The following is a 15,072-nucleotide window of genomic DNA, read 5'->3' on the forward strand; positions in this document are numbered from 1 at the left end:
CTCGGGGCAATATAGATTATAATGAGTAAATAAAATTGGATGATGAAAAGCATAGATGGGGACTAAGTAGCTGTTTGACCGCCTTACAGGAAAAAAACGCCTGAGACTGAGAGCGTTTTTATGGAAAAAGGCAAACAAGTGAATTCACCCCCGGAGCTGCAACCGGGACCACAGACAAAACGTTTGTGTAAAGGTTAGCCGGCAGAAATGTCGTTATTGAATGAAGCGAGCGAGCCTATAATGAATAGGACGCTAACAAGGGTGGTACCGCGATGATAACCTCGTCCCTTTTTGGGGACGGGGTTTTTTGTTGTTTTCATTTATTGGTTTTCATCAAAAATCAAATAGGAGGATTTAATTATGCAAGAGAAATTACAAGCATTGCAGCAGGAAGCCTTGGAAAAAGTACAGATTGCTGTTGACCTCAAAGGCTTGAATGATGTCCGTGTTGCGTACCTTGGCAAAAAAGGACCTATCACCGAGGTATTGAGAGGAATGGGCAGTCTTTCAGCAGAAGAACGTCCAAAGGTAGGGGCACTTGCCAATGAAGTAAGAGGAGCGATCGCATCTGCAATTGAAGAAAAGCAGCACGCATTAGAGGAAGAAGCTGTTAATCAAAAATTGGCAAAGGAAAAAATTGACGTCACTCTTCCTGGAGCTCCTGTTAATAAAGGGAATCACCATCCTTTAACAAAAATTCAAGAACAATTAGAAGACCTATTCCTTGGAATGGGCTACACAGTGGCTGAAGGTCCGGAAGTGGAACAGGATTATTATAATTTCGAAGCATTGAATCTTCCTAAGAGCCATCCTGCCCGTGATATGCAGGATTCCTTCTACATTACCGAGGAAATCTTAATGCGTACTCATACATCCCCTGTACAAGCTCGTACAATGGAAAAGCATGAAGGCAAGGGACCGGTTAAAATTATCTGTCCTGGTAAAGTATATCGCCGTGATAATGACGATGCCACACACTCTCACCAATTTATGCAAATTGAAGGTCTTGTGGTGGATGAGAACATTACAATGGCTGACTTAAATGGAACTCTTGAAGTATTTGCGAAAAAATTCTTTGGTGAAGATCGTGAAATTCGCCTTCGTCCAAGCTTTTTCCCATTCACAGAGCCTTCAGTTGAAATGGATATTTCCTGTAAAATTTGTGGTGGAAAAGGCTGTTCAGTATGTAAACAAACAGGTTGGATCGAAATTCTGGGCGGAGGTATGGTTCACCCGAATGTACTTGAGATGGCAGGATTTGATTCCAAGAAGTACACTGGATTTGCATTTGGTATGGGTGTTGAAAGGATTGCCATGCTGAAATACGGTGTTGACGATATCCGTCATTTCTATACAAATGATGTACGTTTCGGAAGCCAGTTTCATCGTCACGAGTAAGAATTAGAGGGAGGAAATAAGATGTTTGTATCATATAGATGGTTACAGGATTATGTTGATTTAGATGGAATCAATGCTAATGAGTTGGCAGAAAAAATTACAAGAAGCGGAATCGAAGTAGAAGGTGTAGAATCTCCTGCTGAGGTGATCCAAAACGTGGTAATCGGACATGTACTTGAAAAAGTACAGCATCCGAATGCTGATAAATTAAGTGTTTGTAAAGTAGATATCGGTGAAGAAGAGCCCGTTCAAATCGTGTGCGGTGCGCCGAATGTAGCAGCAGGACAAAAAGTTCCTGTCGCAAAAGTAGGAGCTGTTTTACCAGGGAATTTCAAAATCAAAAAGAGTAAGCTGCGCGGAGAAGCATCCCACGGCATGATCTGTTCCCTACAGGAATTGGGCATTGAAGCCAAAGTAGTGGCAAAAGAATTTAGTACAGGTATTTTTGTATTCCCTGAAGATGTAGTTCCTGGCACAAATGCGCTTGAACAACTGGGACTGGATGATCATATTCTTGAGCTTGGATTAACACCAAACCGTTCTGATTGCTTAAGTATGCTTGGTGTTGCTTATGAAGTAGCTGCAATTTTGGGTAAAGAAGTTAAATTACCAGAAGTAACTGTAAAAGCAGGCACGGAGAAAGCGGAAGACTATGTAAGCATAAAAGTGGAGGCACCTGAGCAAAATCCTCTTTATATCGCGAAAATCATTAAAGATGTAAAAGTCGGTCCATCTCCATTATGGCTGCAAAGCCGATTAATGAAGAGCGGAATCCGTCCGCATAATAATGTGGTCGACATTACGAATTTTATTTTACTTGAATATGGTCAGCCATTGCATGCGTTCGATTATGATCGTTTACAATCTAAAGAAATTGTCGTTCGTATGGCGCATGAAGGTGAAAAGCTCACTACATTGGATGAAGCTGAACGTACGCTTAGCGATGATCATTTAGTCATTACAAATGGCAAAGAAGCTATTGCACTTGCTGGTGTGATGGGAGGAGCCAACTCTGAGGTTATTGATGGAACAACAACTGTATTACTGGAAGCAGCCTATTTTGCAGGCGGTCCTGTCCGCAAAGCCTCCAAAGATTTTGGTCTTCGTTCAGAAGCAAGCGCCCGCTTTGAAAAAGGTGTGGATCCAAATCGTGTTCGTGCTGCTGGAGAGCGTGCGGCAGAATTAATCGCAGAGCTTGCAGGCGGTACAGTGCTTGAAGGTCAAGCAGAATTTAATGAGATGAAGATTGAAGAAGCCGTAATCAGTATTGGTCTTGGAAAAATCAATAAAGTATTGGGTACGTCATTATCTGTGAACGAAGTGAAGGATATTCTAACGCGCCTTCAATTTGAAGTGAATGTAGATGGAGAAGACTTTGTTATTACGGTACCGACACGCCGTGGAGATATTACGATTCCTGAAGATATTATTGAAGAAGTAGCAAGACTTTACGGATACGATAATATTCCAAAAACATTGCCGGTTGGTGCTTCTAAGCCTGGTGTACTAACTCCTTACCAAATGAAGCGTCGAGTTGTACGCCGTTATCTAGAAGAAGCCGGTTTAATGCAAAACATCACCTATTCTCTAACATCTGCTGAAAAAGCAGCACTGTATGCATTAGAGCAACGTGAAAGCATTCGTTTGGCAATGCCGATGAGTGAAGAAAGAAGCACTCTTCGTATGAGCCTGATTCCTGGCTTGCTGGATGTGTTAAAGCATAATGTAGCTCGTCAAAATGAAAATATGGCTGTTTATGAAACAGGCGCTATTTTCCTTAAAACTTCTGATACAGAGCTTCCAGAAGAAAAAGAGCATCTTGCTGGTGCTGTAACGGGTCTATGGAACACGAACCTATGGCAGGGAGAGAAGAAGAAAGTAGATTTCTTCGTTGTAAAAGGAATCCTTGAAGGCTTATTCCGCAAGCTTGGCGTAGAAAACCGCATCGAGTGGAAACAAGCGATCGTTGAAGGTATGCATCCAGGACGCACAGCTGAATTGTTCTTAGATGGAGAATTAATTGGTTTCGTAGGTCAAGTTCATCCGAAAGTTGAAAAGAAAGAAGACTTAAAAGAAACCTATGTATTTGAATTGTCTCTAGTCGATCTTTTACATGTAGACCAAGAACCAATTCAATATACAGCTATTCCAAGATTCCCTTCTATTACACGTGATATTGCATTGGTTGTGGATTCTGAAGCAGTAGCGGGAGAAATCAGCACGATTATCAAAGAAGCTGGCGGCAAACTATTAAAAGAAGTTCACTTATTCGACTTATACGAAGGAGAAAGAATGGAAGAAGGCAAAAAATCATTAGCATTCTCCCTAAAATACTTCGACCCTGAAAAAACATTAACAGACGAAGAAGTAACCAAAGCCCACAGCAAAGTCCTAATGGCAGTAGAAGAAAAAGCTGGAGCACAGCTGAGAGGCTAGAAAAGCTGAAACGGCTCGCCCAGAAGTGAGGAGCATAAGACAGGGGCTCGAAAGGAGGCGTTCTTCCCTCCTGCAGAGACCATACTTATGTCCTGAGCTTCTAGCCGTTGAAGCTGGATCCACCGAAAAGCTGAAACAACTGAAAAAGGAACGAAGACTAAGAGCGTCACGTCGTGTGGCAACGTCTTCATGACCTACATCCTGTAGGCACGCGAGGAGCATAAGACAGAGGCTCGGAAGGAGGTGTTCCTCCTCCTGTAGAGGCTATGCTTATGTCCCGAGCTTTTAGCCACTGAAGCTAGATCTAACAAAAAGCTGAAACGACTGAAAAAGGAACAAAGACTAAGACCGCCACGTCGTGTGGCAACGTCAATTGATTGAGGGAGTGGTGGAAGCCATCTCCCTTATCTGGCTAATTTAATGAAAAAAAGATTGCTGTAAATAGCAATCTTTTTTTTATGTATGATTTAAAGTAACTAACTTGTCAATGTATGTTTATGATAGTTTCTCTTTAATTTGTTTGAATTCTTCTCTTAATTTCGTACTATATTCGTCGATTATTTCTCGTCTTTCTTTTGAGCGCTGTTCTTTCATTCTGGCTTTTGCTTCGTGTTCTAATTCCTTTTGTACCTTACGCGCAAGATCTAGTTCTTCCTGAATAACGCTAGCGCGGTATCTAACGATTACCGTATCAAATTGATTAATGATCTCATTATAGGATGCTTGTGATTCTTCTTGTATAACAGATATAAGAGCTATATCTCCGTCTTTCATTTTTGTAGAAACCGTATAAAGCATACCGTCCTCTTCCTTGGCATCACTCATATCTAATAAAGAACCAAAGCCGGCGCCTATCCCCATTCCCAAAAGGATACCTATAGGACCGCCAAGTAACCCAAGCGCTCCTCCGATAAGTCCGCCCAATAAAGTGTCATCACTTGTTTGACTGCCTGTGTTGAAGCCATCCTTTGTGATAATTTCCCCATCAACTTTTTTTAGTATAACTGCTTGTGAGAGGACAAAATCTTTCTGGGATGTATGAGTTCTTTTTAGCTCAGATAAAGCCTGATATGCTTCGCTTTCAACCTTGAAAAAACTTAACACAACATTTTCCATTCTCGTTTTACCTCATCTCTTCGAAAAAATTCCGATTAATTTATTCCCTTCAGAAAATGCGGTAAACTGGTAAGTTTTTCATACAATAGTAAACATCATTTTAATTGGCTGAGGATAGCGGCTGGATTTAGGGGTAGTTTGGCTGGATTCAAATCAAACTTGGCTGGATTATTACCAAGATTGACTGTATTCCTTCTAAATTCGGCCGGATTTTGAATAAAGTCGGCTTGATTCTCGTAAATACAACCCTCGAGGCCCTGTTAAACGGAGAGTCTTGTTAAACAACGACTTTACTCCATAATAAAAACACTCAGACCAGATGCTTTTATGCTCCCAGACTGAGTGTTTGATTATAATCCAATTCGTTTTACGAGCTTCCGTGCCTTTTCTGTATTGGCGAAGTGAAGCTTGGCATAGGCGTTTAATTCACTTTCTCCTTTTTTAGCGATAAAGACAGCGGCAGCTTCATCCACTTTTGAACTGGCTCCTTTAGGGATCGTCATCCCTGCCTGTTCGCTGAGTAGGTCCATATGTTTTAAGAATGCGTAGCGGGCAATGACGGAAGCAGCTGCTACAGCTGTGGATATACTTTCAGCTTTTGTGCTGAAATACAAAGGAACTTCACGATTTCCGTTCGTGGCGGTATGGCGAAAATAAATATCAGGTTCACAAAATTGGTCTATGAGAATTCCATCTGGTTTGGTTCCTTCCAATTTGGCCAGTAAATGATGAATGGCTTGTTCATGCAGCAAGGCTTTCATTTTACCCTGGCTCATTCCTTTTTGCTGAAGGCTATTGTATTTTTCGTTTTTCAGGACAAGCAGACTGTACGGGATCATGGCTGTAATCTTTTTGCCAAGAGTTAATATTTGCGGATCGCGAATCGTTTTAGAATCCCGTATGCCCATATTTTCAAGTTCCCGAATATGTTCCTTGCTGACGTAGGCTGCCGCAACTGTTATGGGTCCGAAGTAATCGCCCGTTCCCGCTTCATCTGTACCAATGATACTCAACTCATTGATTGTATGGGGAGGACGATAGATATGGTCGGACACACTTCTTTTTTTAATGGTTGATTTTTTTTGAGGGGCAGCAGCATTGACTGATCCGCTACTCCATTTTTGAACTTCTGCATCTGAGACGGCTCCCTGGAACAATACTTTTCCAGAATTATAGGCCGTAATCGTCATCCCGTTCATTTTCGCTGAGAAAACAGCTCCGGGTGGTGTTTTAGGCAATACAGAATTTAGATAATGGGATTTCATTTTTAAAATCGTTTCTTTTGTTACAGTAATAACAGTATTCGCCATTTTTCTACTCTACTCCTCTTTACGCCAAATTCCCGTCCTCTTGTTGATAGGACGGAAATTGGTATATATGATATTTTGCGATTTGATAGTAGTTTTTATCTAGGAATACCAAGAAATTGGTTTTCATGTTATGATAGTAGACAGGATTTTTATGATTGGAGGCAACCGCCTTGTCTAATAAAAACAGGATAAACGTTGAGATATATGGACAACAATACACCATTGTAGGCGATGAATCAACTTCTCATTTACGACAAGTTGCCCACTCGGTGGATGATAAAATGCGCGAAATTGGTCAAAAAAACCCGAGTCTGGATACGACTAAATTAGCTGTATTAACTGCGGTTAATACGATGCACGAATACTATAAATTATTAGAAAAGATAGAAGCCTTGGAAATAGAAATAAATCAACAGAAGAAATGAGGATATTATGGTTACACTATTCATATTAGTAGCTTTACTCATAGGATTTTTAATAGGTTTAAGAAGAGGCTTAATCTTGCAGCTTGTTCACTTGTTAAGTTTTATTATTGCCTTGATTGTAGCTAAATTATTTTATAAAGACCTCGGTCCTAAGCTTGAAATGTGGGTTCCTTTTCCATCATCAGCGGATACAGACTCAAGCCTTAATATGCTGTTTAATATAACAGACTTGGATTCTGCTTTTTATAATGCAATTGCATTCTTTATTATTTTTGTTGGTGTAAAAATTGTTCTGCAAATTATTGGATCCATGCTGGATTTTCTTGCGCAGCTGCCGCTTTTGAAACAATTTAATCAATTGGCTGGCGGAGCTTTGGGATTTGTAGAAATGTATTTGGGTATGTTTATTATCCTATTTATTGGTGCTATGCTACCCATTGAGTCACTGCAGGAAATGATACATAACTCATCCTTAGCGAAAATAATCATTATGAACACCCCATTTTTATCTGATTGGGTGACAAATTTGTGGTTCCATCCATTTTCATGACTTCCTCTTCCAATAGGGAAGTCATTCTTTTTTAGTATCCGAATAAGCTTGTATATAATGAAGGATAAAGGTATCTAATAAATGAAATTACGGGTAGGTGGCAGGAATGAGCGTAAATAAAAAAGATGTCATTAAACTATTGGAAACAATAGCTATATATATGGAATTAAAGGGAGAAAATCAATTTAAGGTATCTGCCTTTCGCAAAGCTGCACAGGCACTTGAAGTAGATGAACGCAGCCTGTCGGAGATTGATGATTTCACCAAGCTGAGCGGGATCGGCAAAGGAACGGCAGCTGTCATAAATGAATATATCGAAACAGAATCATCAGAGGTCCTTAAAGAATTGCAGGAGGAAGTACCGAAGGGGTTAATTCCTCTTCTGCGCTTACAAGGACTCGGTGGGAAAAAGATTGCCAAGCTATACAAAGAATTAAATATTACGAATGCGGAAGAGCTGCAGAAAGCGTGTGAAGAAGGGAAAGTCAGTAAACTTGCCGGCTTTGGCAAAAAGTCTGAAGAAAACATACTTGATGCCATCAAAGCAATGGGGACAAAACCGGATCGTCTACCTCTTGCTGTTATGCTGCCGATTGTGGAAGACATTGAGGCAAAACTGCAGGCAATGGAAGATGTTATTCGCTTTTCAAGAGCTGGCAGTGTAAGGCGCGGACGTGAAACGATAAAAGACCTTGATTTTATCATAGCTACTGACAATCCCTTGAGTGTCAAAGAACAAATCTTAGGGTTAACCAATATTGATCATATCGTTGCAGCCGGTGATACAAAAGTGTCTCTTGCTTTAGCCTATGATTATGAAATAGCAGTAGATTTCAGGATGGTAAAGCCAGCTGAGTTTGCAACGGCCTTACACTATTTTACTGGATCTAAGGATCATAATGTCCGACTGCGTCAATTGGCTAAGGACCGCGGTGAAAAGGTTAGTGAATATGGCGTAGAAAATTTAGAAACCGGTGAAGTGAAAACATTTGAGAGCGAAGAAGATCTATATAGCCATTTTGGTCTGCCGTATATTCCACCGGAAATTAGGCAGGATGGTACTGAAATCGATAAATATCAAGCTGATTACGGTTTAATTTCCTTGGAGGATATTAAAGGTGATCTTCATATGCATACAACCTGGAGTGACGGGTCCCATACGTTAAGAGAAATGGTAGAAGCCTGCCGTGCCAAGGGGTATCGCTATATGGCCATAACCGATCATTCTCAATATTTAAAAGTGGCAAACGGACTGACACCGGAAAGAGTTTTAAAACAGAAAGAAGAAATCAGGAAGTTAAATAAGGAATATGATGACATCATGATCCTGTCCGGTATCGAAATGGACATCCTTCCCGATGGCACACTTGATTTTGATGATGAAATTCTAGAACAATTAGACATTGTTATTGCTTCTATTCATTCCTCCTTCTCACAACCGCAGGAAGTGATTATGGAGCGTTTGAAAACAGCATTGACCAATAAACATGTCGATATTATCGCACATCCAACTGGGCGGGTTATTGGGCGAAGAGACGGTTACGCAGTGGATATGGATTTATTGATTCAGCTTGCAAAAGAAACTAATACGGCATTAGAGTTGAACGCCAATCCAAATCGTCTCGATTTAGCAGCGGAAAATGTTAAAAAAGCTCAGGATGCAGGAGTTAAAATCGTTATTAATACAGATGCTCACAGCATTGATATGCTGGAGAATATGGACGTAGGTGTGTCAAACGCCAAGCGTGGCTGGATCAAGAAAGAGACTGTATTAAACGCCCAAAATGAGGACGATTTTTTAGCTTTCCTCAATAGAGACTAACAGAAAAAGTAAGGAGGATTTTTCTCCATGCAAGACAAAGTATTAAAAACACTCGAGTTTACAAAAATCATTGCACAATTGCAAAAACATGCTTCTTCCAGTCTGGGAAAAAGCTTAAGTGAACAGTTAATGCCTAATACCGATTTGGAAGAGGTTAAACGTACTCAATATGAAACAGACGAGGCTGCAACCGTATATCGCTTAAAGGGCAATGTGCCTCTTGGAGGGATATTTGATATTCGCTCCCATATAAAACGGGCTCGGATTGGTGGTGTTCTCAGTCCTGTTGAATTGATGGAAGCATCAAGTACGCTAAGAGCAGGCAGGACTATACGCAGATTTTTGGAGGATATGCAGGAAAATGAAATCGAACTTCCTATTCTCTATGACTATAAAGATCAATTAGTGAATCTGAGTGATCTGGAAAAAGACATCAATATGGCAATTGGGGACCATGGTGAGGTTCTGGACTCTGCCAGTGATACGCTCCGGACGTTGCGTCAGCAATTGCGCACGAATGAAGCAAGAGTTAGAGAAAAGCTCGAAAGTATGATTCGTTCAAGCAATGCTGCCAAAATGTTATCAGATACGATTGTGACGATACGAAATGATCGTTTTGTCATTCCTGTAAAGCAGGAGTACAGAAGTCATTATGGCGGTATTATTCACGATCAATCTGCATCAGGGCAAACTTTGTTTATTGAGCCGCAGTCTATTGTTCAATTGAATAATACATTACAGGATATTCGCGTAAAAGAAAGCAGGGAAGTGGAACGTATTCTGACTGCACTTTCCAATGCTGTAGGCGAGTATGCAGATGATATTCTACTGAATGTCTCTATTTTGGCTAAGCTCGATTTTGCCTTTGCAAAAGCAAAATATGCAAAAGCTATTCATGCATCTATGCCGATTATGAATGATCAGGGAATCATTAAGCTTAAGAAGGCAAGACATCCGCTTATTCCAAAAGAAGAGGTTGTTGCCAACGACATCCTTCTTGGAGAGACCTACGGGACGATGGTCATTACAGGACCGAATACAGGTGGTAAAACTGTTACATTAAAAACAGTCGGTCTTTGTACATTAATGGCTATGGCAGGTTTGCAGGTACCGGCAATGGATGGTTCAGAATTAGCCGTTTTTAAATCTGTCTATGCAGATATCGGGGACGAACAATCGATTGAGCAAAGCTTGAGTACATTTTCATCTCACATGGTGAACATAGTAGAAATCCTTGAAACATTGGACTTCGAGTCACTCGTCCTATTTGATGAGCTTGGAGCTGGTACGGACCCTCAGGAAGGGGCTGCGCTAGCGATTTCAATCCTGGATGAAGCACATTCACGCGGGGCTAAGGTTATTGCGACGACTCATTATCCTGAGCTGAAGGCCTATGGATACAATAAAGAAGGCGTCATGAATGCGAGTGTGGAATTTGATGTAGAAACACTCAGTCCTACGTATCGACTGCTTATCGGCGTGCCTGGTCGAAGTAATGCGTTTGAAATCTCTACGAAGCTGGGTTTAAATGAACGGATTATTCGTAACGCTCGTGGAATGATTGGAGCGGATTCCAATAAGGTTGAAAACATGATTGCATCTTTGGAAACTTCACGAAAGGAAGCTGAAAAAGACTGGCAAGAAGCGGAAGAATATTTGAAGGATGCTGAAATCCTTCATCAAGATTTGCAAAAACAATTAATGGAGTACGAGGATAAAAAAGATACGCTAATCGAAAAAGCCAAGCAGGAAGCAAGGCAACTCGTAGAAAAGGCTCAAAAAGAAGCGGAGGAAATTATCCGCGAGCTAAGACAGATGCGAATCGAAAAAAGTGCTGAAGTCAAAGAGCATGAATTGATAGAGGCGAAGAGAAGGCTTAATGAAGCAAAACCTGAGGAATCTAAAAAAATAAGAAAAGCCGCTGTATCGTCAGCCAAAAGGACGCTTAAGCCTGGCGATGAAGTTAAGGTTCTCACTTGGGGACAAATTGGTCAATTAATAGAAAAGGTATCCGACCATGAGTGGAATGTTCAAATGGGAATCATGAAAATGAAAGTGGATGAGAAAGATTTCGAATTTAAGAAAAGTCCAAAGCCAGTCGAGACGAAAACAATCACCAAGATTAAAGGTAAAAATTTTCATGTTAATCTAGAGCTTGATCTCCGTGGTGAGCGTTACGAAAATGCGTTGTCTAGAGTGGAGAAATATATTGATGATGCCTTGCTTGCCGGTTATCCGCGTGTTTCCATAATACATGGGAAAGGAACAGGGGCGCTGAGACAGGGAGTCAGAGAGTATTTAAAAAATCATCGTTCAGTGAAATCAATGAGGTTTGGGGAAGCCTCTGAAGGTGGAATTGGCGTGACGATTGTAGAATTGAAATAAGGGAGTACACAGGAGGAAACCATGGAAACATTGGGGAAGATTTTGTTGGTGGTATCTGCTTTATTTATCGTAATCGGGATCATATATATGGCTTTTTACGCGTGAGTGAAAGAGTTTAAATGGTGGGGGGTCCCGCTGTTTAGGCTCTTTTTTTTATCCTACCGGCAAGTCAAGTACACATAAAAGCAAAAGAGTGATTATTGGATAGTCAGGACTTCAAAAATAATTAATTAGGAGTTTAGTACTAGAAAATTCAAATAAAGTTAACAGAATATTAGTAAAATATTGTCACATAAAATTCATTATACTATAATTAACTAGGAGAAATAGCTTTTTAAGGGAGGTTTTTACAATGTTGGAAGAAAAACCATGGTTAAAGCATTATCCAGAAGAAACCCCGAAAAGCATCGAGTATGGACATAATTTAATACAGGATTATTTAAAACAGTCTGCTTACAAATACCCAACTAAAAACGCCATTCATTTCATGGGAACATCAATTACGTATAAGAAACTGTATGAGTATGCACTGCAATTTGCCCATTATTTGAAAAAGCTGGGCATTGAAAAGGGTGACCGAGTAGCTATTATGCTACCAAATTCGCCACAGGGAGTCATTGGTTATTATGGATCATTGATAGCAGGTGCTATAGTGGTTCAGACGAATCCTTTGTATATGGAAAGAGAAATTGAATACCAAATGCAGGATTCAGGTGCCAAAGTTATCCTAACTTTAGATATTTTGTTCCCCCGTGTCATGAGTGTCATGAAAAAAACAGATTTACAGCATATCATCGTTGCTCCCATCAAAGATTTTTTACCTTTTCCAAAGAACTTAATTTATCCATTTATCCAAAAAAAGCAATATGGCATTGTCGTCAATGTTGAGCATAAAGGCAATCATCACCTCATGTCTGAAATCCTAAAAACATCACCGAAAACCGAGATCGAGTATGAAGGAAACCCGGAAGAGGACCTTGCCTTGCTGCAATATACGGGTGGAACAACTGGTTTCCCTAAGGGAGTTATGCTGACACATAATAACCTGGTAGCCAATACAAAAATGTGTGATGCCTGGCTCTATAAATATAAAGAAGCAGAAGAAAAAGTTCTTGCAATATTGCCTTTTTTCCATGTCTATGGGATGACGACGGTTCTAATCCTTTCCGTCATGAAAGGACATGAGATGATTATATTGCCAAAGTTTGATGCGGTTACGACCTTGAAGACTATACAGAAACAAAAACCAACACTATTTCCAGGAGCTCCAACCATGTATATTGGCTTATTGAATCATCCTGATATTTCGAAGTATGATTTGTCATCCATTGATGCCTGTATAAGTGGTTCAGCAGCACTCCCAGTGGAGGTTCAGGAGAAATTTGAAAAACTCACTGGTGGTAAGTTGGTTGAGGGCTACGGTTTGACAGAAACATCACCGGTAACTCATGCTAATCTTTTATGGAGTGACAAGCGTGTGAAGGGAAGTATTGGTTTGCCATGGCCAAGTACGGAAGCAGCAATTCTATCCTCTGAAACCTTAGAGCCATTACCTCCAGGTGAGGTTGGCGAGATGGCAATAAAGGGGCCGCAAGTTATGAGGGGATATTGGAATCGTCCGGAGGAAACAGAAAGCGCTTTCTCCGGTGACTGGTTATTAACGGGAGATATGGGCTATATGGATGAAGAAGGATACTTCTACATCGTGGATCGTAAAAAAGATATCATTATTGCGGGTGGGTTCAATATTTATCCGAGGGAAATTGAAGAGGTATTGTATGAGCATGAGGCTATTCAGGAAGCCGTTGTGGCAGGTGTGCCAGACCCGTATCGCGGAGAAACCGTCAAAGCATACGTAGTATTGAAAGATCATGCAAAAGTGACTGAGCAGGAATTAAATGAGTTCTGCCGTAAGCACTTAGCTGCCTTTAAAGTACCTCGTCTATATGAATTCCGTGATGAGCTTCCGAAAACCGCGATTGGTAAGATTCTACGACGTGTATTGGTTGATGAAGAGAAACAAAAACAACAGACGATTGATAAAAGAGAGGCTTAATGGATTCCAAAGAACGCTCTTGCAAATCAATTCGATTAAAAGGGATTTAGCTTGACTTTATTATTTTTCCCCTCTAATATGAAATTATGAATGACTATTCATTCATTTTAGAGGAGGAAGAATGATAATGAAAAAAGACCGCCCAAAATACAAACAGATTATTGATGCAGCCGTGATTGTTATTGCGGAAAACGGCTACCATCAAGCACAAGTCTCCAAGATAGCAAAGCAGGCGGGTGTAGCAGATGGTACGATTTATTTGTATTTCAAAAATAAAGAAGATATTTTGATTTCCATGTTCCAGGATAAACTGGGAAGTTTCATATCCAGTATTGAAGAAGAGATGGAACGGGTATCCAGTGCAACTGAAAAAATGCTGGTGCTGGTGCGCAAACATTTTGAGATTCTTTCTGAGGATAAGCATTTGGCTATCGTTACACAGTTGGAATTACGGCAATCCAATAAAGAGATACGTTATAAAATTAATGATGTTCTTAAAGGATATTTAAAGCTTGTTGATTCCATTTTAGTTACAGGAATTGAACAAGGTGAATTCCAAGATAATCTGGATGTTCGTCTGGCTCGTCATATGGTATTTGGTACACTGGATGAAATCGTTACAACTTGGGTGATGAACGAGCAAAAATATGATCTTAATAAGCAAGCTGAACCAGTTCATCATTTGATTATCAAGGGATTGGGTGCTTGAATGAGATAACCATGATACAAAAAAGGGGTAATACAGATGAAGACATTACGAGTATATGAGGAGAATCAGGTGGCCTATGTCTCTATAAATAGGCCACCGGCTAACGCACTGGCTTCTGATCTTCTTGAAGATTTATCCGCCATGTTTGATTCGATTGAAGAAAACGAAGATGTTCGGGTTGTTGTCCTATATGGAGAGGGAAAATTTTTCTCAGCGGGTGCAGATATTAAAGAATTCACGACAGTTACATCCGAAGAAGATTTTTCTACTCTGTCTAAAAGAGGCCAGGATTTATTTGAAAGGATTGAACAGTTCAAAAAACCGGTCATAGCTGCTATTCACGGTGCTGCATTGGGAGGTGGACTTGAGCTCGCTATGTCTTGCCATCTGCGATATGTAACTGAAAGAGCTAAGCTTGGATTGCCAGAGCTGCAGCTGGGTCTTATTCCTGGTTTTGCTGGCACTCAAAGGCTCACTCGTTATGTGGGAGCAGCCAAAGCTGCAGAGATGATGTTCACATCTGAACCTATTTCTGGTTTCGAGGCTGTTGAAGCAGGACTTGCGAACAAAGCCTTCAAGGATGAAGAGTTAATGGATGCCGTAAAAGAGATTGCCGGTAAAATTGCAGGAAAAAGCCCAATTGCACTTGAGAAAGCCATCCACCTTATTAACTACTCTAAGCATGAACAATATTACAAAGGAGTAGATGAGGAAGCTATCCAATTTGGCAAAATCTTTGTCACTGAAGATGCTAAAGAGGGGATTCATGCATTTTTAGAAAAACGTTTGCCGATTTTTAAAGGAAAATAGACGGTCAATAGCGAATCATTTTGTGAGTAACCTCTTCTCTTTGAGTGGGAGCTTC

General features: G+C 40.5%; 11 protein-coding genes. 9 read left to right on the forward strand and 2 right to left on the reverse strand.

The features are described from left to right. The first annotated feature begins 360 nt into the window (after positions 1 to 360). Positions 361 to 1,398: a phenylalanine--tRNA ligase subunit alpha gene (gene pheS, locus AC4D4B_RS11315; protein ID WP_490996464.1), complete on the forward strand. Its 1,038-nt coding sequence runs from the start codon at positions 361 to 363 to the stop codon at positions 1,396 to 1,398. Between the two features lie 21 nt (positions 1,399 to 1,419). After that, positions 1,420 to 3,834, forward strand: a complete 2,415-nt coding sequence (gene pheT / locus AC4D4B_RS11320; protein WP_490999927.1) for a phenylalanine--tRNA ligase subunit beta — start codon at positions 1,420 to 1,422, stop codon at positions 3,832 to 3,834. Between the two features lie 495 nt (positions 3,835 to 4,329). Here the strand turns inward: pheT and AC4D4B_RS11325 are convergent, their stop codons facing one another. Then, on the reverse strand, positions 4,330 to 4,950 hold the full coding sequence (locus AC4D4B_RS11325; protein WP_490999928.1) for a hypothetical protein: 621 nt from the start codon (positions 4,948 to 4,950) through the stop codon (positions 4,330 to 4,332). Positions 4,951 to 5,300: 350 nt separating this feature from the next. Next, positions 5,301 to 6,260 (reverse strand): ribonuclease HIII, encoded by a 960-nt coding sequence (rnhC, locus tag AC4D4B_RS11330; protein WP_490999929.1) that lies wholly within the window; start codon positions 6,258 to 6,260, stop codon positions 5,301 to 5,303. Positions 6,261 to 6,415: 155 nt separating this feature from the next. Between rnhC and zapA the strand changes: the two genes are divergently transcribed. The 7 genes from zapA (at position 6,416) to AC4D4B_RS11365 (ending at position 15,017) form a co-directional block, all read left to right on the forward strand. Continuing rightward, positions 6,416 to 6,685 carry a cell division protein ZapA gene (gene zapA / locus AC4D4B_RS11335; RefSeq protein WP_490996468.1) on the forward strand — a complete coding sequence of 90 codons (270 nt, stop codon included), beginning with the start codon at positions 6,416 to 6,418 and terminating at the stop codon, positions 6,683 to 6,685. Between the two features lie 7 nt (positions 6,686 to 6,692). Next, positions 6,693 to 7,235: a CvpA family protein gene (locus AC4D4B_RS11340; RefSeq protein WP_490996469.1), complete on the forward strand. Its 543-nt coding sequence runs from the start codon at positions 6,693 to 6,695 to the stop codon at positions 7,233 to 7,235. Positions 7,236 to 7,341: 106 nt separating this feature from the next. Beyond that, positions 7,342 to 9,057: a DNA polymerase/3'-5' exonuclease PolX gene (polX, locus tag AC4D4B_RS11345; protein ID WP_490999930.1), complete on the forward strand. Its 1,716-nt coding sequence runs from the start codon at positions 7,342 to 7,344 to the stop codon at positions 9,055 to 9,057. 27 nt (positions 9,058 to 9,084) lie between these two features. Then, positions 9,085 to 11,442 carry an endonuclease MutS2 gene (locus AC4D4B_RS11350; RefSeq protein ID WP_490999931.1) on the forward strand — a complete coding sequence of 786 codons (2,358 nt, stop codon included), beginning with the start codon at positions 9,085 to 9,087 and terminating at the stop codon, positions 11,440 to 11,442. A gap of 352 nt (positions 11,443 to 11,794) precedes the next feature. Further along, positions 11,795 to 13,498 (forward strand): long-chain-fatty-acid--CoA ligase, encoded by a 1,704-nt coding sequence (locus AC4D4B_RS11355; RefSeq protein WP_490999932.1) that lies wholly within the window; start codon positions 11,795 to 11,797, stop codon positions 13,496 to 13,498. 127 nt (positions 13,499 to 13,625) lie between these two features. Next, on the forward strand, positions 13,626 to 14,207 hold the full coding sequence (fadR, locus tag AC4D4B_RS11360) for a fatty acid metabolism transcriptional regulator FadR (RefSeq protein ID WP_490996473.1): 582 nt from the start codon (positions 13,626 to 13,628) through the stop codon (positions 14,205 to 14,207). A gap of 36 nt (positions 14,208 to 14,243) precedes the next feature. Continuing rightward, complete coding sequence (locus AC4D4B_RS11365) at positions 14,244 to 15,017, forward strand: enoyl-CoA hydratase (RefSeq protein WP_490999933.1); 774 nt, start codon at positions 14,244 to 14,246, stop codon at positions 15,015 to 15,017. The last annotated feature ends 55 nt before the right edge of the window (positions 15,018 to 15,072 follow it).

It is taken from the genome of Pradoshia sp. Z6_59 (genome assembly GCF_058267515.1).